The 20352-nt window shown below is 59.4% G+C and carries 16 protein-coding genes; 9 read left to right on the top strand and 7 right to left on the bottom strand.

What is annotated here, in order from left to right:
- Position 1 precedes the first annotated feature (1 nt).
- Positions 2-994: a 2-hydroxyacid dehydrogenase gene (locus KGB29_RS17610; protein WP_154860363.1), complete on the bottom strand. Its 993-nt coding sequence runs from the start codon at positions 992-994 to the stop codon at positions 2-4.
- A 95-nt stretch (positions 995-1089) separates the two neighbouring features.
- Positions 1090-3843, bottom strand: coding sequence for a response regulator (locus tag KGB29_RS17605; protein ID WP_154860362.1), 2754 nt, complete (start codon positions 3841-3843; stop codon positions 1090-1092).
- Between the two features lie 215 nt (positions 3844-4058).
- Here KGB29_RS17605 and KGB29_RS17600 point away from each other — a divergent pair, with 215 nt between their 5' ends.
- The 9 genes from KGB29_RS17600 to KGB29_RS17560 all read left to right on the top strand — a co-directional run bounded on the left by KGB29_RS17600 (position 4059) and on the right by KGB29_RS17560 (position 14869).
- The gene (locus KGB29_RS17600; RefSeq protein WP_218543272.1) at positions 4059-4778 is read left to right on the top strand and encodes a response regulator transcription factor; all 720 of its coding nucleotides are present in this window, start codon (positions 4059-4061) and stop codon (positions 4776-4778) included.
- Positions 4768-6126, top strand: coding sequence for a sensor histidine kinase (locus tag KGB29_RS17595; RefSeq protein WP_154860361.1), 1359 nt, complete (start codon positions 4768-4770; stop codon positions 6124-6126). Before KGB29_RS17600 ends, KGB29_RS17595 begins: the two co-directional genes overlap by 11 nt.
- A 131-nt stretch (positions 6127-6257) precedes the next feature.
- The gene (locus KGB29_RS17590) at positions 6258-6758 is read left to right on the top strand and encodes a hypothetical protein (RefSeq protein WP_218543274.1); all 501 of its coding nucleotides are present in this window, start codon (positions 6258-6260) and stop codon (positions 6756-6758) included.
- Between the two features lie 846 nt (positions 6759-7604).
- Complete coding sequence (cysM, locus tag KGB29_RS17585) at positions 7605-8507, top strand: cysteine synthase CysM (RefSeq protein WP_057713655.1); 903 nt, start codon at positions 7605-7607, stop codon at positions 8505-8507.
- A complete protein-coding gene (gene rlmD, locus KGB29_RS17580; protein ID WP_150812159.1) occupies positions 8507-9859 on the top strand; it encodes a 23S rRNA (uracil(1939)-C(5))-methyltransferase RlmD in 1353 nt (450 codons plus the stop codon). The genes cysM and rlmD overlap by 1 nt, the downstream gene beginning before the upstream one ends.
- A gap of 122 nt (positions 9860-9981) precedes the next feature.
- Positions 9982-12225 (top strand): GTP diphosphokinase, encoded by a 2244-nt coding sequence (relA, locus tag KGB29_RS17575; protein ID WP_090457279.1) that lies wholly within the window; start codon positions 9982-9984, stop codon positions 12223-12225.
- A 133-nt stretch (positions 12226-12358) separates the two neighbouring features.
- Positions 12359-13192 carry a nucleoside triphosphate pyrophosphohydrolase gene (gene mazG, locus KGB29_RS17570; protein ID WP_218543370.1) on the top strand — a complete coding sequence of 278 codons (834 nt, stop codon included), beginning with the start codon at positions 12359-12361 and terminating at the stop codon, positions 13190-13192.
- Positions 13193-13220: 28 nt separating this feature from the next.
- A complete protein-coding gene (locus tag KGB29_RS17565) occupies positions 13221-13763 on the top strand; it encodes a DUF2058 domain-containing protein (RefSeq protein ID WP_008051468.1) in 543 nt (180 codons plus the stop codon).
- Positions 13764-13921: 158 nt separating this feature from the next.
- The gene (locus KGB29_RS17560) at positions 13922-14869 is read left to right on the top strand and encodes a hypothetical protein (protein ID WP_223616464.1); all 948 of its coding nucleotides are present in this window, start codon (positions 13922-13924) and stop codon (positions 14867-14869) included.
- 68 nt (positions 14870-14937) lie between these two features.
- Here the strand turns inward: KGB29_RS17560 and KGB29_RS17555 are convergent, their stop codons facing one another.
- The 5 genes from KGB29_RS17555 to KGB29_RS17535 form a co-directional block, all read right to left on the bottom strand.
- Positions 14938-15126, bottom strand: a complete 189-nt coding sequence (locus KGB29_RS17555; RefSeq protein ID WP_154860357.1) for a hypothetical protein — start codon at positions 15124-15126, stop codon at positions 14938-14940.
- A 400-nt stretch (positions 15127-15526) separates the two neighbouring features.
- Complete coding sequence (gene fabB, locus KGB29_RS17550) at positions 15527-16747, bottom strand: beta-ketoacyl-ACP synthase I (RefSeq protein ID WP_007974551.1); 1221 nt, start codon at positions 16745-16747, stop codon at positions 15527-15529.
- A gap of 11 nt (positions 16748-16758) precedes the next feature.
- Positions 16759-17274: a 3-hydroxyacyl-[acyl-carrier-protein] dehydratase FabA gene (gene fabA / locus KGB29_RS17545; RefSeq protein ID WP_003227150.1), complete on the bottom strand. Its 516-nt coding sequence runs from the start codon at positions 17272-17274 to the stop codon at positions 16759-16761.
- Between the two features lie 247 nt (positions 17275-17521).
- Positions 17522-19423, bottom strand: a complete 1902-nt coding sequence (locus tag KGB29_RS17540) for an ATP-binding protein (protein ID WP_154946998.1) — start codon at positions 19421-19423, stop codon at positions 17522-17524.
- A complete protein-coding gene (locus tag KGB29_RS17535; RefSeq protein WP_218543277.1) occupies positions 19420-20352 on the bottom strand; it encodes an ABC transporter substrate-binding protein in 933 nt (310 codons plus the stop codon). The genes KGB29_RS17540 and KGB29_RS17535 overlap by 4 nt, the downstream gene beginning before the upstream one ends.

Here is a 20352-nt window from a genome sequence, read left to right as displayed (position 1 = left end):
TTCAGTCTCCCGTCACCAGGTTTTCCGGGGTGCCCGCCGTCCAGGCTGCAATGTTGTGTAATGTTGTGGCGGCAATCGCGTCCAGCGCTTCGCGGGTCAGGAAGGCCTGGTGTGCGGTGACGATCACGTTGGGGAAGGTCAGCAGCCGTGCCAGCACATCGTCTTGCAGCGGCAGGTCGGAGCGGTCCTCGAAGAACAGCTGCGCTTCCTCCTCATACACATCCAGCCCCAGGTAACCCAGGCGGCCGTCTTTCAGGGCATCGATCAGTGCCGGGGTGTCCACCAGACCGCCACGCCCGGTATTGATCAACATCGCGCCCGGTTGCATGTGCGCCAGGGACTCGCGGTTGATCAAGTGCCTGCTCTGTTCGTTGAGCGGGCAGTGCAGGCTGATGATCTGCGATTCGGCCAGCAATTGCGGCAGGCTCAGGTAGCGAGCGCCGAGGGCTTCGACCTGCGGGTCGGGGTAGGGGTCATAGGCCAGCAACCGGCAGCCAAATCCGCTCATGATTTTGGCGAAGGTGGCACCAATCTGACCGGTGCCGACCACGCCGACGGTCTTGCCCACCAGATCGAATCCGGTCAGCCCTTGTAGTCTGAAATCCCCTTCGCGAGTGCGGTTGTAGGCGCGGGGCAAGCGGCGGTTGAGTGCGAGGATCAGCGCTACTGCATGTTCGGCAACGGCGTGGGGCGAATAGGCCGGGACACGCACGATGGCCAGTCCCAGGCGTTTTGCTGTCGGCAAGTCGACATGGTTGTAACCGGCCGAGCGCAGGGCGATCAGGCGTGTGCCTCCAGCGGCCAGGCGCTCGAGTACCGCAGCGCCAAGGTCATCATTGATGAACGCGCAGACCGCTTCATACCCTTGGGCGAGCGCTACCGTGTCGAGGCTCAGGCGCGCAGTCTGAAATTGCAGCTCGATGCCGGCCGGTTGCCCGGCCGCGAGAAAGCTGTCGCGGTCGTAGTTCTGGCTGCTGAAAAGAATCGTACGCATGCGGTGCTCCTTGAAGGTGGCCTGCGCCGTTGAGCAAGCCGGCATTCGACAGTCCTCAGGTTAACTCGCCGGCAGCCCTTCGCGATTGCGCTGCATCAAGCATTGATGCGCGCCTGGGCTGCCAGGCGATTGATTGCCCGGTCGAGCTCATCCAGTGCCAGGCTGGCTTTCGGGTCCTGCTGCTTGAGCAGGGTTTCGCTGCGTTGGCAGGCCGCACGCAATTGCGGTACGCCGCAGTAACGCGTCGCGCCATGCAGGCGATGGACCCGTTCGACCAGAGCGTTGTGTTCATTGCTTTGCCGAGCCAGTCGGATGGCTTCGCGGTCAGCCTCCAGTGACGCCAGCAGCATCGCCAGCATGTCCGCGGCCAGATCGGCCTTGCCGGCAGCCAGGCGCAATCCTTCCTCGTGGTCGAGCACCAACAGGTCATGGGTGCCAGCATGCCCATCGCCGGAGCGCTCCGGGCTGTGATTGCGCAGCGCCAGGCCGCTCCACTTCAGCACCACTTGCGCCAATTGCCGTTCGCTGATCGGTTTGGTCAGGTAGTCGTCCATGCCGCTTTGCAGCAGCGCGCGTTTTTCGTTGGCCATGGCGTGGGCAGTGAGGGCCACGATCGGCAGGGGCGTGCAATGGCGTTCGCTTTCCCACTGGCGGATCGCCTCGGTGCTCTGGCGACCGTCCATGCCGGGCATCTGCACGTCCATCAACACCAGATCGAATGTCTCGTTCTGCACCGCCTTGACGGCGGCATAACCGCTTTCCACCGCAAGTACCTTGGCGCCCATGTCTTCGAGCAGGGTTTGCACCAGCATCAGGTTGGCCGGATTGTCGTCGACGCAAAGCACCTTCGGGGCACGGCTGGATACCGGTTCGCCCGGCTCGCTGCGCATAGACCGCGGGTTGACCAGGTCAGACAGGGAGCGTCGCAGCTTGCGGGTGCAGGCCGGTTTAGCCTGGAGCTGGCTGTGAGGGTTGGGCACGGAAAGATGGAACAGCGTCAGTTCCGTGGTCGGGCACAGCACCAGCACTTTGCAGCCAAGATGCTCGAGGTCCCAGATGTGCTGGTTGAGGCGTTCCGGCGGCATGTCGTTACTGGTGATACCGAGCACGGCGAGGTCGATCGCCTGGTCGGTCTGGTGGGCGGCGGTGACGCCATTGGTCAGGCTTTCCAGGGTATTGAACGGTGTGGTGGTGAGGCCGCAGTCTTCCAGTTGATGCTGCAACGCCTGCCGTGCCAGTTCGTGGTTTTCCAGTACCGCCACCCGTCGCCCGAGCAAGGGTGCCGAGGGCAGGTCTTCGGCATCGTCGCGGGTTTTTGGCAGGCTCAGGCTGATCCAGAATTCAGACCCTTCCCCCGGCGTGCTGTCGACGCCGATCTCACCGCCCATCTGTTCGATCAGGCGCTTGGAAATCACCAGGCCCAGGCCAGTACCGCCCGGTTGCCGCGACAGCGAGTTGTCGGCCTGGCTGAAGGCCTGGAACAGGGCGCGTACGTCCTGGTTCGACAGACCGATGCCGGTGTCCTGAATGCTGATGCGCAACTGCACGGTGTCTTCGTGTTCTTCTTCGAGCATGGCGCGGGCGACGATGGTGCCTTCGCGGGTGAACTTGATCGCGTTGCTCACCAGGTTCGTCAGGATCTGCTTGAGCCGCAGTGGGTCGCCCACCAGCGATAGCGGCGTGTCCCGGTACACCAGGCTCACCAGTTCCAGCTGCTTGGCATGGGCAGCCGGGGCGAGGATGGTCAGGGTGTCCTGTAGCAGGTCGCGCAGGTTGAACGGAATATGGTCGAGCACCAGCTTGCCGGCCTCGATTTTCGAAAAGTCGAGAATCTCGTTGATGATGCCCAGCAGGCTGTCGGCGGATTTTTCGATGGTGTCCAGGTAGTCGAGCTGGCGCGGGGTGAGCTCGCTTTTTTGCAGCAGGTGGGTGAAGCCGAGAATGCCGTTGAGCGGCGTGCGGATTTCATGGCTCATGTTGGCCAGGAATTCGGACTTGATCCGGCTTGCTTCCAGGGCTTCCTTGCGCGCCAGGTCCAGTTCGATGTTCTGGATCTCGATGGTTTCCAGATTCTGGCGCACGTCTTCGGTGGCCTGGTCGATGCTGTGCTGCAATTCTTCCTGCGCATTTTGCAGGGTGCCGGCCATGCGGTTGATGCCGGAGGCCAACTCGTCCAGTTCCTGACTGCCGAGCGGCGGCAGGCGGGTTTCCAGATGACCGTCCTTGAGTTGAGCCACGGCTTGCTTGATCTGGCTCAATGGCCGATTGATCGTGCGACCCATGCGCAAGGCCAGCAGTGCCGCACCTATGAGCCCCGCCGCGATCAACATCAGGCTGGCGAACAGGCTGCGGTAACCGCGCAACAGCATGCTGTTATGGGACAGTTCAAGCTCGACCCAGCCCAGCAGGCGGTCGGCTTCTTCGGGAATCACGTCCCCGGCCAGGTTGCGGTGTTTGCCGAATACCGGCAGCAGATAGCGGGTCGCATCGTTGCCACTGCGGCGCAGCATCTGCGTGCCACTGCCGGAGGGTGTCTGGTTGAGCATGGTCGGGCCGGCGTGGGCCAGCAGCGTGCGGTCAGGAGCCAGGAAGGTCACGGCCCGCACATCGGTTTGTTCCAGGGCCTGGGTGGCGATGCGTTCGAGCAGTTCGTTGTCCTGATGGCCCATGGCAGGCGCCGTCAGTGGAGCCAACTGCTCGGCGATCATTTCGCCGCGCTGCATGAGTTGGGCTTGCAGGTCAGCCTGTTGCATCCAGGTAAAATATCCCCCCAGCACCAACGCCATCAGGCTGGTTGGCAACAGGGTCAGCAACAGCACGCGGCCTTTGATTCCCAGTTTCTTGAGCACGCATCTCTCCTGCATCCCGCTATTCATAGGCCTGCACATGCATCCGCCATGCACCACTTGCGCAGTGTAGCGATTTGCTCGCGGGCAATCTTCGTAAAAATGGTGCCGTCATTCGTCGGTCCGGACGACTCATTGGCAATACGGACAAACGGTGGGTTGCTCCTGGCGAGGCAATCTTGAATAATCTTTCAACTGAGAATTATTTGCAGATAGTCATGACTCCCATCACTGCCGGCCTTCCCCGAATCCTGTCCATCGAAGACGACCTTGTGCTCGGAGCCTACGTGCATGAGCATCTGGACCGCAGCGGCTTCCAGGTGACCTGGTGCCAGAACGGTCAGGAAGGCCTGGACATTGCCCGCCGGCAACCATTCGACGTGGTGTTGATGGATATTCTGCTGCCAGGCATGGACGGCCTGGCGGTACTGACCCAATTGCGCCAGAGCCATTCCACCCCGGTGTTGCTGATGTCGGCCCTCGGTGCCGAGGCCGATCGCATCAGCGGCTTTCGCCTGGGGGCTGATGATTACCTGCCAAAACCCTTCAGCATGGTGGAGTTGCGGGTGCGCATCGAAGCCATTCTGCGGCGGGTGGCACTCGACCGCCGACCGGCACCCGCAGTGCCGGCCCCGTCGATGGACAGCCTGCGTTTCGACGATGAAAGCTTCGAGGTCTTTTATGGCGAACAGGCCGGTGGCCTGACCCGCAGCGAGTATCGGTTGTTGGAGACGCTGCACCGCAGCGCCGACGAAGTTCTGAGCAAAGCCTTCCTTTATCAGCAGGTGCTGCAGCGCGGTTACGCGGCCCATGACCGCAGCCTGGACATGCACATCAGCCAGATCCGCCGCAAGCTCAAGGCCATTGGATATACCGAGCGCGAAGTGCGTACGGTTTGGGGCAAGGGCTACATCCTGAGCGCCTCCGATGACATGTAACTTGCCGGGCAGGCATTCGCTGTTCTGGAAACTGGCCTGTCTATTGGTCGCTTTCTGTCTGCTGATGATCTGGCTGAGTTGGTCCTGGGGCCGTTACATGGAGCAGCGTAACCAGTTCCTCTCCGATGAGGCCCGCGGCACCCTGTCCGGTTATGCTGCCGAAGCCGAGCAGGCATGGCAGCAGCGTCAGAGCGCCGGTATCGATGACTGGCTGCAAGGCATGCATCAGCGGGAAAAAGGCTGGGTCGGTGTCATCGGCGGTGATTTGCAGTCCTTGAGCAATCAATCGCTGACGGACAAGGAAGTTGAACGCCTGACTTTTTTGCGCGGCCTCGATTGGCCCATCCACAAGAAAGGCCGGCCGTGGATGCGCATACCCTTTCCCGGTGACCCCTCCGTCGGCAGCCTGGTGATCGAGTTGCCCAAGCGCTTCGTACCCGGGCGTTACCGGGTGTTCTGGCGGGTGATCACCAACGGCGTGATTCCGGGGTTGTTCACCTTGCTGTTGTGCGTCGGGCTGTATCGTTTGTTGGTGGTGCCGCTTAACAGCCTGCGTGAACAGGCCAATGCCTGGCGTGCCGACCAACTGAATGTGCGCCTGTCGAGCCGCACCACCAACCGTTCCGATGAATTGGGCGAGTTGGGCAGGGCGTTCGATCACATGTCCGAGCGCCTGCAAAGCACTGTGGCCTTGCAGCAGCAACTGCTGCGCGACTTGTCCCACGAATTGCGCACGCCCTTGAGCCGCCTGCGGGTGGCCAGTGAAAGCGAGCAGGGGTTGGAGCCATTGCGCGAACGCATCGGCCGTGAAGTCGATGGCATGCAGCGCCTGGTGGAAGACACGCTGCAACTGGCGTGGCTCGATACCGAGCGCACCCGATTGCCTGACGAAGCGATCCAGATCCAGGCCTTGTGGGAAATGCTCACGGAGAACGCCTGCTATGAAAGTGGTTGGCCCGATACGCAGTTGCAATGCACCGTAGATTCATCCTGTTGGGTTCGCGGTCATCTCAACACCCTGGCCCAGGCATTGGAAAACATTCTGCGCAATGCGATTCGGCATTCACCTGATGGTGGGGTTGTCCTGCTCGGCGGCCGACGTGATGGAGATTTCTGGCATCTATGGCTGGAGGATCAGGGCGGCGGCGTGGCGGAAGCTGATCTGGAGCGGATCTTCCTGCCGTTCACCCGACTCGACGGTTCGCGGCCGGGGGATGGTGGGTTTGGGTTGGGCTTGAGCATCGCCCGAAACGCGGTGCAGCGTCAGGGTGGGCAGCTTTGGGCGCAGAACACCGGGAGCGGTTTGCGGATGAATATGCGGTTGTTGGTTCATACGTCGCCGGTTTAACGGGCGATATTCAGATTTTTGTTTTGAGATAATTCGCAACATCTTCACAGGGTATTCCTTGGATAAAACCCTCAAGGTTTAAAGTTGAGTGGCGATATCTGATTTGAGAATAAAAAGCCAAGGAGATGTCGATGAATATTAATTATCCGGCCTTGTCGATGAAGGCAGATGCCTATTTTGTCAAGAATCCTCTCGAAACAGTCAACAGCTACACAAAGGGGAGCGCCGATGATGCCGTTGATGCGCTAAAACTAAATGGCAAGCTTTCACTTGAAGAGCTGAAAAACTCATTGAAGGGGTATGATTTCACGTCAGTCAGTACCTATGAACTTGCAATGGCAGGTTCTTTGCTTTTTGAACATGGCCTGTTAGGTGACGATGTGGCGCACTTTTTTACTTCCGGCAGGATGGCCTATGATGAAACTGGTCGTCCAACGGGAACGGATGTTAAATTCAATGCAATAGCCATGTTCAATCAGATGCTTGAAGACAGGCTGGCGGATGGTGAAACGCACGCGGAAGGTTTTCATAGAATAACCAAGGGCTTGATTCAAGCGAACCATGTCTTGGGGGCGCTCTCTTATTTTGCGAACTCGGCTCAAAGTGACCTTTCGGTCAGCATCCAAGCCTGACCTGCCAATGCCCGCCGTGGAGCAGGCGGGCATTGGCAGGCTTACTGTTTATCGACCATAACGCGTAGTGCCGGAATATCCTCTGGCCACGTTATGATTATTTACATGACGAACCCTATATGTACCTAGTGGCCCAAGTGTCGAAGCAGTGCTGCGATTGCCTCCGTCAACGTGCTTCCAGGTTGAGCCATCCAGTTTTTCAATTACAAGGCTCGGAGGGGAACCCACTCCCAAGGCCGTAATGGTAGAAGTGATATTTGCTTGTCGGCATCCATTTGCGCCAGTGATGGTAAAGGGGCCTTGTACGATAACGTCAGAGTCGGCAGGCACAATTCCGCTATAAGTGTTTTGAATGTAAATGCATGCAGCAGAAGCTTGGCCGGTCGCAAATATCAGAGCAGCGAAGGGTAGGGCAAGTAAAGTCTTCATTTGTTTTCTTCCTTGATATAAATCCAGCTTGGAAAAACTTTAAGGCGTCGGCACCGCAAACGAGTTGCTGCGTTGCCCGGCACCCTATGCTCAGGCAGACATCTTGTTTGACTGAGCATTGAAAAAGATTATCTGCTGCTTCGGGGGCGCACTAGTTCATGCCTGTCGTTATGAGGTGCAGGAAACTTCCGATGAATTCATTCTATTTTCCTACAGTAAATTGCGTTTTCTGACAGCGATTTCTTACCTTACCCCGCGTTTTTCAAGGCGGGTCGGAAAGCTGCGACCAGATCCTCCCATTCATCGCCAAATTCGCCCTTATTCCCATAAGCCATAAGCACCGCACTTTGCGTGATATGGCCTGGGAACGTTTGCCGGTATGATAGGCCCCCCCGCAGTCTGGATTGCGAATACGCCATGACCTTGCAGTACCCAACCATCGCCGATTGCGTCGGCAACACTCCGCTGGTCCGTTTGCAGCGCCTGCCCGGCGCCACCAGCAATACCCTTTTGCTCAAGCTCGAAGGGAACAACCCGGCGGGTTCGGTCAAGGACCGTCCGGCGCTGTCGATGATCACCCGCGCCGAATTGCGCGGGCAGATCCACGCCGGCGATACGCTGATCGAGGCGACCTCGGGCAACACCGGGATCGCCCTGGCCATGGCCGCTGCGATCAAGGGTTACAAGATGATCCTGATCATGCCCGACAACTCCAGCGCCGAGCGCAAGGCAGCCATGACAGCTTATGGCGCCGAGCTGATTCTGGTCAGCCAGGAGCAGGGTATGGAAGGCGCCCGTGACCTCGCGCAGAAGATGGAAGCCGAAGGCCAGGGCAAGGTACTGGATCAGTTCGCCAACGGTGACAACCCCGAGGCGCACTACACCACCACCGGCCCGGAAATCTGGCGCCAGACCCAGGGCACCATCACCCATTTCGTCAGCTCCATGGGCACCACCGGTACCATCATGGGTGTGTCGCGCTACTTGAAAGAGCAGAACGACAACGTGCAGATCATCGGCCTGCAACCGATGGAAGGCTCGGCGATCCCGGGGATCCGCCGCTGGCCTCAGGAATACCTGCCGAAGATCTACCAGGCTGACCGCGTGGACCGGATCGTCGACATGGCGCAAAGCGAAGCCGAAGACGTGACCCGTCGTCTGGCCCGCGAAGAAGGCATTTTCTGTGGCGTGTCTTCGGGCGGTGCCGTGGCGGCAATGCTGCGCCTGTCCAAAGAAGTTGAAAACGCGGTGATCGTCGCGATCATCTGCGACCGTGGCGACCGTTACTTGTCGACCGGCATTTTCGACGCGCCCAACTGATGGCCAAACATGAAAGAGGCCTGCGCTTCCAGCCCACCGGCGGCAGCAAGGCCCCGCAAGTCCCGACCGGCAAAAAGCAGCGCCTGACCATCGAGCGCCTGGCCAATGACGGTCGCGGTATCGCGTTTTTCGAAGGTCGCACCTGGTTCGTCATCGGCGCATTGGCCGGTGAAGAGATCGAGGCGCGCGTCCTCGGTGCCCACGGCAAAGTGGTCGAGGCGCGCACCGAACGGGTGTTCAAGGCCAGCGAATTACGCCGCCCTGCACCGTGCGCCCATGCCGGTCGCTGTGGCGGTTGCAGCGTGCAGCATCTGCCCCACAACGAACAGCTTGCCCTGAAACAGCGCATGCTCGCCGAGCAGTTGTCGAGAGTCGCGGGGGTCGAACCCGATGAGTGGGCAGCGCCATTGAGCGGTGCGGAGTTCGCTTACCGCCGGCGCGCCCGCGTCGCGGTGCGCTGGGACATGAAGGCAAAAAAACTCGAAGTCGGTTTCCGTGCCGCTGGCAGCCAGGACATCGTGGGCATCGATGACTGCCCGGTGCTGGTACAGCCCTTGCAACCGATCATGGCCCGCTTGCCGGAGATGCTGCGGCGCTTGAGCAAACCCCAGGCACTCGGGCATGTGGAGTTGTTCAGCGGCTCGACGCTGGCGGTGTTGCTGCGGCACATGGCGCCGTTGTCCGATGCCGACCTGACGATCCTCAAGGAATTCTGCGCGTTCCATGAAGCCCAGTTGTGGCTGCATGGCGATGGAGAACCACAACCGGTCGAGGCCGATCAGTCGTTGGGCTATCGTCTTGAACAGTGGGACCTGGAGCTGGCGTATCGTCCCGGGGATTTCATCCAGGTCAACGCCGCCGTCAACGAAGCGATGGTCGCCCAGGCACTGGACTGGCTGAAGCCGACAGCGGATGAGCGCGTACTCGATCTGTTCTGTGGCCTGGGCAACTTTGCCTTGCCGCTGGCCAAGGCCGCTCGTGAAGTGGTGGCGGTCGAAGGCGTGCAGGTGATGGTCGATCGGGCCGCGGCGAATGCGGCCAGCAATAATCTGCATAACGCGAAGTTTTTTCAGGCCGATTTATCCCAGCCTTTGACGGGCGCCGAATGGGCCGCCGAAGGCTTTTGTGCGGTACTCTTGGACCCACCGCGTGACGGTGCTTTCGAGGTTGTGCGCAAGCTCAGGAGCCTGGGCGCCGAACGTTTGGTGTATGTGTCGTGCAACCCTGCAACTCTGGCGCGCGACACGGTCGAATTGATCAAGCAGGGCTACCGGTTAAAACGTGCCGGGATTCTCGATATGTTTCCTCAAACGGCACATGTCGAGGCCATGGCGTTATTTGAAGCGAGCTAGGATGCTCGTCTGGTCCGACTGGCCCGCCCGTGCAGCCGCGCACCCAGCCCGACGTGGGCGCACCGGCAACGAAGGTCAGCGATTTGACGCATTGAATCTGCGTCGTAGGGAAGGTAAGCAAGATGGTACAGGTGAGAGCACACCAGCCGATCAACACCGACGGCAGTATCAATCTCGAGGCTTGGCTCGATCACGCGGTAAGTGTCGATCTGGCACTGGATCGCGAAGCCTTGAAAGAGGCCTGCGAGTACGCTCGCGAGGCCGAACAACAAGCCAATGCGGCACAGAATCTGTGGTCGGAAGGTAACTCGACTTTCCGTACAGGGCTTGAGATCGCCGAGATCCTCGCCGATCTCAAACTCGACCAGGACTCTTTGGTCGCCGCGATCCTGTATCGAGGCGTGCGCGAAGGCCAGATCAAGTTGCCGGCCGTCAGCCAGCGCTTCGGTCCGGTGGTGTCCAAGCTCATCGACGGCGTGCAGCGCATGGCCGCGATCAGCGACAGCCTGAGTCCGCGAAAATCCCTGGTGCTGGGCACCCAGGGCCAGGTGGAAAACCTGCGCAAGATGCTGGTGGCCATGGTTGACGACGTTCGCGTCGCCCTGATCAAACTGGCCGAACGCACGTGCGCGATCCGTGCGGTGAAAACCGCCGACGACGAAAAACGCAACCGTGTGGCCCGTGAAGTCTTCGACATCTACGCGCCATTGGCCCATCGTCTGGGTATCGGTCATATCAAGTGGGAACTGGAAGACTTGTCCTTCCGTTACCTTGAGCCGGACCAGTACAAGCAGATCGCCAAGTTACTCCATGAGCGGCGCCTGGATCGCGAGCGTTTCATCAGCGACGTGATGAGCCAGCTGAAAAACGAACTGCAGGCCACCGGCGTCGATGCCGACATCAGCGGCCGGGCCAAACACATCTATTCGATCTGGCGCAAAATGCAGCGCAAGGGTCTGGAGTTCAGCCAGATCTACGACGTGCGTGCCGTGCGCGTGCTGGTGCCGGAAATGCGCGACTGCTACACCGCGCTCGGCATCGTCCACACTCTGTGGCGGCATATCCCGAAAGAGTTCGACGACTACATCGCCAACCCGAAGGAAAACGGCTACCGCTCGCTGCACACGGCGGTGATCGGGCCCGAGGGCAAGGTACTGGAAGTGCAGATCCGCACCCACGCCATGCACGAAGAGGCCGAGCTGGGGGTATGCGCCCACTGGAAGTACAAAGGCACCGACGTCAAATCCGGTTCCAATCACTACGAAGAGAAAATCTCCTGGCTACGCCAGGTGCTCGAATGGCACGAAGAACTGGGCGACATCGGTGGCCTGGCGGAACAGCTGCGGGTCGATATCGAACCTGACCGGGTCTACATCTTCACCCCGGACGGTCACGCCATCGACTTGCCGAAGGGCGCGACCCCGCTGGACTTCGCCTACCGCGTACACACCGAAATCGGTCACAACTGCCGTGGCGCCAAGATCAACGGGCGCATCGTACCGCTCAACTACAGCCTGCAAACCGGTGAACAGGTCGAGATCATCACCAGCAAGCACGGCACCCCGAGCCGTGACTGGCTGAACCCGAACCTGGGTTATGTCACTACGTCGCGGGCACGGGCGAAGATCGTTCACTGGTTCAAGTTGCAGGCTCGCGACCAGAACGTCGCGGCCGGTAAAACCTTGCTCGAGCGCGAACTCAATCGCCTCGGCCTGCCGGCGGTGGATTTCGACAAGCTGGCCGACAAGGCCAACATGAAAACCGCCGAAGACCTGTTCGCCGCCCTCGGCGCCGGGGATTTGCGCCTGGCGCAACTGGTCAACCTGGCGCAGCAACTGGTCGAGCCGGAGCGTGGCAACGAACAGCTTGAACTCATACCACGCAAGGCCACCGGCTACAAACCGGGCAAGCGCGGCGACATCCAGATCCAGGGCGTCGGCAATCTGATGACCCAGATGGCCGGCTGCTGCCAGCCATTGCCGGGTGATGCCATCGTCGGTTACATCACCCAGGGCCGCGGCGTGAGCATTCACCGCCAGGACTGCGCCTCGGTGCTGCAACTGAGTGGGCGGGAGCCGGAGCGAATCATCCAGGTCAGTTGGGGGCCGGTGCCGGTGCTCACCTATCCGGTGGACATCATCATCCGCGCCTACGACCGTTCCGGGTTGCTGCGTGACGTTTCGCAGGTGCTGCTCAACGAGCGGATCAACGTGCTGGCGGTCAACACCCGCTCGAACAAGGAGGACAACACCGCGCTGATGTCCCTGACCATCGAGATTCCGGGGCTGGATGCATTGGGGCGGTTGCTGGGGCGGATTTCCCAGTTGCCGAACATCATCGAAACCCGGCGTAACCGGACGCCGTGAAGATCGACGTCAACTCAATGTGGGAGCGGGCTTGCTCGCGAAGAGGGGGTGTCAGTCGACATCAATGTTGCCTGGTCTACCGCTTTCGCGAGCAAGCCCGCTCCCACAATGGTTTTGTGGTGAGACATAAATGATGTACAGCCTTGAAGACCTGCTTCACCTGATGAATCGCCTGCGCGACCCGCAGTACGGTTGCCCGTGGGACATCAAGCAAACTTACGCCACCATCGTCCCCCACACTCTGGAAGAAGCCTACGAAGTCGCCGACGCCATTGAGCGCGGTGACTTCGATCACTTGCAGGGAGAGCTCGGCGACTTGTTGTTCCAGGTGGTGTATTACAGCCAGTTGGCCCGGGAAGAAGGGCGCTTCGAGTTTGAAGGTGTGGTCGACAGCATCACCCGCAAGCTGATCCGTCGTCACCCCCATGTGTTCCCTACGGGCGACCTCTACGCACCGCTGGATGTTCCGCGCCTCAGCGAAGAGCAGGTCAAGCAGCGCTGGGAAGAGATCAAGGCCGAGGAGCGCGCAGAGAAGTCCTGCGCGCCCGAACAGCTGTCATTGCTCGATGACGTCCCCGCTGCATTGCCGGCGTTGTCGCGTTCGGCGAAACTGCAAAAGCGCGCGGGGCAGGTCGGGTTCGACTGGCCGGGCGCCTTGCCGGTGCTCGACAAAGTGCGTGAAGAGCTCGATGAAGTCCTCGAAGCCATGTCGGAAAATGATCCCGAGGCCGTGGCCGAAGAGATCGGTGACCTGCTGTTCTCCGTGGTGAATCTGGCGCGGCATCTCAAGGTTGATCCGGAAACCGCACTGCGGGGTGCCAACGGCAAGTTTGAAAGACGCTTTCGTTTTATCGAACAGGCATTGCGCGACACCCGCCGTCCCATGGAAGATTGCACCCTCGAAGAGTTGGACGCCTTGTGGGGCGAAGCCAAACGTCAGGAAAAGAATTTGCCCAGCTGCGGTTGAGCAGTGGCCTAAGTGAGTAATAAGCACCATGAGCATTTCCCTTCGCGACCAGTTGCTCAAAGCAGGGCTGGTCAACCAGAAGCAGGCCAAGCAGGTCAGCAAAGACAAGCAGAAACAGCAACGCCTGGCCCACAAAGGCCAGATCGAGCTGGATGACTCCCAGCAGCGCGCGGCACAGGAAGCCATGGCCGAGAAGGTCAAGCGCGACCAGGAACTCAACCGCCAGCAGCAGGAAAAGGCTGAGGCCAAGGCCCGTGCCGCGCAGGTCAAGCAATTGATCGAAGTCTCTCGCCTGCCGAAATTGACGACCGAGGATTACTACAACTTCGTCGACGACAAAAAGGTCAAGCGCATCTGCGTCAACACCCTGATGCGCAACAAGCTCAGCAGCGGTTCGCTGGCCATCGTGCATCACGCTGGCGGCTACGAAGTGATTCCGCGCGAGGCGGCATTGAAGATTCAGGAGCGCGACCCGCAACGCATCGTGCAGCTGAATGTGCAGACCGAAGAAGTCAGCGTCGAGGACGATCCGTATGCGGCCTACAAGATCCCTGATGATCTGATGTGGTAATCGCTCCTCTTCCATTACATGTTTGTTAGTACATTGCTGGATTAATGAATTGAACCCGAAAGATCGCGTCGATACGATCTCTCGGGTTTTCTTTTGCCCGAAGTATTCTCAGGGGAGAGAACTAATGGAATGAAATTAAATGAATAAGGATATTGTCAATGCTGGTAAGTATCGCCTCGTTACGCCAACCCACTTTTAAATCGCAGCTTTCACAGCCGCGACAACCCGATCAATCCATTCACGATTATCTGGACGACGAGCTTGTCGCACGAGCGGAGCTTGTGCGCCGAAAGATCAAAATTGCTGCGAAAGCTGCTCGCGACGATCACGGCAGGCCCGCGTGCGTTTTCGTAACCCTGCCTGAGTTTTTCTGGAACATTCCCTGGCACGAAGTCCGTAATGAACAGGAGCTTCACGAACTGAACTCTGCTTATCTGACGAAGGTGACCGAGTGTGTGACGCTGTTGATAAGTGATCTGCCAGTGGAGCGCTACGGCAAGATCGTTTTGTTGGCGGGAAGTTGTGCGACGCTGATCAAGGTGGGAGAGGGGGAGTCGAGCTATTACGATGTCATTAATTATGTGCTCACAATTTCCAATAAGGAATATGAGGTCGACATGCCGCTGATGTCGATGTGGCCGAAGCGTTATGTGTCAGGAATCGATTTTGGAAAACATGTAGGCTCGGAAGACGGGTACTGGTTTTTCAAGTTGTTCGATGAGGTTGTAGTACGGGTAAAGAAGGTCAGTAGTGTACAGGCCGAGCACAGTTACTTTGGTGGCTACGAAGGAATATTTATTAATAGTCTTGTAGTGGGTTGCCCATTCGGCATCAACTTGTGCCTCGATTATGCGGTGTTGAAAGACGGTGAACGGGACAAGGAGATTGAACTGGCGGGGGCCAAAATCGATTTCCTGATCGCCTGTGGCATGGACTTCGATTACGGCAAGCGTCATCTATCTTCGCTTCAGTTTGCCGTCCGCAATGACGGCATGGGCGATGGTGAGTGCGAGGTGGTGAAGCTTGAGGCGGGCTGGATCGTCGGTGTTGTTCCTTCGGTGGTGATCGACGACTCCCTTCATTTAGCGGCCATTCAGATTGCCTGAGCCGCGTGCTCCGGTTGCAGCCTGCCCGTGTTGGGAAGGGGCAGGCTGCACGGTGGTGGAGTCTGTATTCAACCGGTTGCGAGCTCGCGGTTGCGCTCGAGTATTTCCAGTTCGGCCCTGTAGTTTTGCGCGTCGATCTCGGAGTGGAACATCCCGACCAGCAGGTCTTGTTGATGCACGTCCCAGATCCGGATACCGGCGGCTACACCCTCGTGGGATTTATGTGAATCGTCGCGTTCAGTTACTTTTACAGTCATCTGCTAGCTCCAATCTCTGTTATCTGCAGCAAGGCGTGTGCAGGTCTCTGTTATATGTTTTGTTAGTTTGCTAAGTAAATGACTGAGTTTGGTAACGGGTTTTTGCAAAAATGGAAACAGTCCTGCAGCCAGCGGAATCCGCGACATTCAGTCGCGGGGCGTTAAGTTTCATGACAAACGTTTCATGTTGAAGGCACCACAAATCCAGTGTCGAGCACGGAAGCTGTGGGAGCGAGCTTGCTCGCGATGGCGGTGGGTCAGACAGCAATGATGTCGATTGACACTCCCTCTTCGCGAGCCAGCTCGCTCCCACAATGGTTGTGGTGTTGAATTCCTTGAGGCAAAAAAAAACGCCCCGAACCAGTCGGGGCGTTTTCATGTGCGACTCAGCAGCGGGAAATTACTTACCTTCCCAGCGCTTCAGTACCAAAGTGGCGTTGGTGCCACCGAAGCCGAAGCTGTTGCTCATCACGGTGTTGATGGTGGCGTTTTCGCGGGTCTTGGTCAGCACCGGCAGGTCGGCCACTTCAGGGTCCAGCTCGTCGATGTTGGCGGAGCCGGCAATGAAGTTGCCTTCCATCATCAGCATGCAGTAGATCGCTTCGTGAACGCCGGCAGCGCCCAGGGAGTGACCCGACAGGCTCTTGGTGGAGCTGATGGCCGGAGCCTTGTCGCCGAACACTTCACGCACGCCTTTCATTTCCGCGACGTCGCCGACCGGGGTCGACGTGCCGTGGGTGTTCAGGTAGTCGATCGGGGTGTCGACGGTGGACAGCGCCTGCTGCATGCAGCGGATCGCGCCTTCGCCGCTCGGGGCAACCATGTCGTAGCCGTCGGAGGTCGCGCCGTAGCCAACGATTTCCGCGTAGATCTTCGCGCCGCGGGCCAGAGCGTGTTCCAGCTCTTCAACCACGACCATGCCGCCACCGCCGGCGATGACGAAACCGTCACGGTCAGCGTCGTAGGCACGGGAAGCTTTTTCCGGGGTGTCGTTGCGCTTGCTGGACAGGGCGCCCATGGCGTCGAACAGGAACGACTGGCTCCAGTGCTCTTCTTCACCGCCGCCGGCGAAGACGATGTCCTGCTTGCCCATCTGGATCTGTTCCATGGCGGTACCGATGCAGTGAGCACTGGTGGCGCAGGCAGAAGCGATGGAGTAGTTCAGGCCCTTGATCTTGAACGGAGTGGCCAGGCAAGCGGAAACGGTGCTGCTCATGGTCCGCGTTACGCGGTATGGGCCGACGCGCTTGACGCCTTTCTCGCGCAGGATGTCCAGCGCTTCCATCTGGTTCAAGGTCGATGCGCCACCGGAACCGGCGATCAGGCCGGTACGCGGGTTGGAAACCTGCTCTTCGGTCAGGCCGGAGTCAGTGATGGCGTCTTTCATGGCCAGGTAGGCATAAGCTGCCGCGTGGCCGACGAAGCGATAGATCTTGCGATCGATCAGTTCTTCAAGGTTGAGGTCAATGGAGCCGGAAACCTGGCTACGCAGACCCATTTCGGCATATTCCGGGTTGAACCGGATGCCAGGGCGGCTTGCACGCAGGTTAGCGGAGACGGTCTCTTTGTCATTGCCCAGGCAAGAAACGATGCCCAGACCAGTGATAACGACGCGGCGCATGCGGATAACCCTTAGAAGTTGTCAGTGGAGGTGAACACGCCGACCCGGAGGCCTTCGGCGGTGTAGATTTCGCGACCGTCGACAGTGACCGAACCGTCGGCGATGGCCAGGTTCAGCTTGCCCTTGAGGACGCGCTTGATATGAATGTTATAGGTGACTTTCTTGGCGGTCGGCAGGACCTGGCCGAAGAATTTCACTTCGCCCGAACCCAGCGCACGGCCACGGCCCGGCAGGCCTTGCCAGCCCAGGAAGAAGCCGACCAGTTGCCACATGGCGTCGAGGCCCAGGCAGCCCGGCATCACCGGATCGCCTTCGAAGTGGCAGGCGAAGAACCACAGGTCCGGATTGATATCCAGCTCGGCGACCAATTCACCTTTGCCGTACTTGCCACCTTCTTCGCTGATCAGGGTGATGCGATCAACCATCAGCATGTTCGGGGCGGGCAGTTGCGCGTTACCAGGGCCGAACAGCTCACCGCGACTGCAGCGCAGCAGATCTTCCCGGGTAAAGGCGTTTTGTTTGGTCATGCGAGCTCCTCAATAGTCCCATGCGGCAGGTGGGGCAAATCTTCCCGGCCGATCGAAGCGTTCATGCCTCGAACCGGCAGCCTACTCATAGACTATTGCGTTGTGGTGAAAGTCACAGCACCAAGGACATGAATGTACACTTGTGCACTGAAATTATTATTCAAGCCCCTTTTCGGGCCTGTTCGGGTGACTAAGACTGCCGCACTTTCGCCTTTCACGCCAGTCGCAGATGGTCGAAAGGCCTGTACTACTGCACCCAACGCTGAAGAATTTGCTGCAGATCAGTCCGTTTGAACGGCTTGGCCAGGTAATCGTTCATCCCCGCCGACAGACAGGCTTCGCGGTCGCCCTGCAAGGCGTTGGCGGTCAGGGCGATGATCGGCAGGTCGGTGCAACCGGGTAGCTTGCGTATTTGTCGGGTGGCTTCATAGCCATCGATGATCGGCAAGCGGCAATCCATCAGGATCGCTTCGAAGATCAGGCTCTCGGCACTGCGCACCGCCTGCGCGCCGTCGGCAGCGACACTGACCTTGAAGCCCAGGCTGCGCAACATGGCTTCGATGACGGTCTGGTTGACCGGGTTGTCTTCGACCAACAACACATTGCGTCCTTCGCCGTTGCTGTTGCGCGATTGCGCGCGAGGGGGTAGCAGCGGTTGTGTCTGCTGGTGCAATGCCAGGGGAATTTCCAGGGTGAACACCGAACCGCGGCCTTCCTCACTCTGCGCGCGCAAGGTGCCGCCCATGCGTTCGGCCAGGGTACGGGCAATCGGCAGGCCCAGCCCCGTACCGCCGTAGCGTCTTGAAATAGAACTGTCGGCCTGCTGGAAAGCGCTGAACATCAATTCCAGGCTTTGCGCCGGGATGCCGATCCCGCTGTCGCGCACGGTGCAGGTGAACCACAGCAACTCGTGGTCCAGCGATTGCCACTGCGCCTCGATCGTGACGCGGCCCTGCTCGGTGAACTTCAGCGCATTGCCGACCAGGTTGACCAGTATCTGACGGATACGCGTCGGGTCGCCCTTGACCTGCAAACCGCGCATGTCGTCGGGGATCATCAGTTGCAGGTCCAGACCGCGTTGCGCGGCGCTGTGCTGGAACGACTGGGCGCAACTGCCGATCAGGTCGGTGAGGTTGAACGCAATGTGCTCCAGTTCCAGCTCTGAACGTTCGATCCGCGAGAAATCCAGGATGTCGTTGATGACCTTGAGCAAATGCTCGGTGGATTCGGAGGCCAGCGCCGCGTACTCCACCTGCTCCTCGGTCATGTCGGTGGTTTCCAGTAACTGCAGCATGCCCAGTACGCCATTCATCGGCGTGCGCAGTTCATGGCTCATCATGGCGAGGAAATCGGATTTGGCGTTGTTGGCCTTTTCCGCTTCTTCGCGGGTCTGGATCAACTGCGCCATGGCCTGATGCTGTTCGCGGCTGGCCTGCTCGAGACCGCTGGCGAGGTTGTTGATGTGTTGCGACAGCGCCCCCAGCTCGGTGTCGTCGACAATGGGCAGCGGTGTGTTGTAATCGCCGTCCTGGATCGCCTTGACCGCATTGCCGATATCACGGATCGGTTTCGACAGGCTGCCCGCCAGACGGCGGGCCACGAGGAAGGTAAACAGCAGGGCAAACAGCGCCAGGATGGCGGCCTTGAGCACGATTTCCTGTTGGCGCCGGCTGAAGGCATCGTTGGACAGCCCGACGATCACCCGACCGAGGTAGTCCTCGGTGGGGGCGGCAGTGGCGGTTTTGCTGCTCTGGAAAAAATCATTGTGCAACGCGATACGCTGGAGCCGTATCGGTGCCTGGAACACCTCGAGTTGTAGCGCGCGATTGTGGTGTTCGCTTGGTTGTTCAACGTACACCAGTACCCGGTTGGCGCTGTCCTGAATTTCCAGAAAACTCACGTTGGGCGTGGCCAGCGTTGCCTTGAGCAAGGTTTCGAGCACTTCGATGTTGCCCGAAATCACGCCGTACTCGGTGGCCGGGGCCAGTTGATTGGCGATCAACTGGCCGGTGTGGGTGATTTCCTGACGCAGATCCTGGATGCGCACGAAGGTGAAGAAACTGATCAGCAACAAGGTCAGCAGCAGTGCAGGGCCGAGGCTGATCAGTTGGGTGCGAGTGTTGATGTCCCAGCGACGGCGCAAGCTCATGGACGGCGTTCTCCTTCAGCCAGCAGTGTGGCGACAGACGCTTCGTTTATCTGTTCGATACCCAATGAACGTGCGACTTGCGGGTTGCTCGCGACCTTGAATCGATGGGGATAGTGCGTGCGCGGCCAGGTGGCTGGTGGCCGGTCGAGCAATTCGTCGAGGACCGCCAGCCAGTCGCTCTGATCGCTATAGGTGCTGGCCAGGCTTCCGGCCTTGACGAATCCGGCGTTGGGTCCGATCAGGGCCACTTGCCGCGAATAGCTGCTCAACAGCAGGTTCTTTGCGGTTTGCGGGTTGTACAGGTCGGCATCGTCAAGTCCCAGCAACACGTCGCTGTTATTTAGCAGTGCCTGTAATGGACGACTGTCGTGAGTGTTGTCCCAGCGCTGGGTGACGATCTCAAGGCCCTGGGGGAGGGCGGCCTGACGCAGCTCATTCAACAGGAATTCGCTGTGGGTGTCGTAGAGCACGCCGATGCGTCTGGCTTGTGGCAACAGGGTGCGGGTCAAGCGCAACTGGCGGTCCAGTGGTGGATCGCTCCATAGCAGGCAAAGGCGCGCAGGCAACGTATTGTTCAAGCGTTGCCGGGCTTGCAGGCGGCTGATGCGCAGTACGAGAGTCGCCGGGCCCTGGGCGTTTTGCAGGCGCCAGTCGAGGCTGGGCAGGTCGAGCAGTATCAAGCGGATGTTTTCCGGCAGCTGGTCCGGTATCGGCATTTTTGCCAGCGTCTGGAAGCGTACGTTATCGCGTGGTCGCAACTCGCTCAGGGCCTGGGTAAACGCCCGCACACCGGGGCTGTCTTCGGCCCCTGTGAGCAAAATGTCGGCCGCGTTACTCGCCAGGCTGCCCAGCAGGCCGCTTGTCAGCAGGCAGAGTATGGCCAGCAGCCGACCCAGGGGCGGCATTCTGCAAGCCGGGCGATTCGGCAT

Origin of the sequence: Pseudomonas sp. BF-B-30 (genome assembly GCF_019956305.1) — a bacterium.
In the GTDB taxonomy this organism is placed as follows: Bacteria; Pseudomonadota; Gammaproteobacteria; order Pseudomonadales; family Pseudomonadaceae; genus Aquipseudomonas; species Aquipseudomonas jessenii.
Note: the sequence above shows the minus strand (reverse complement) of the source record. Positions and strands in the feature narration are given on the sequence as shown.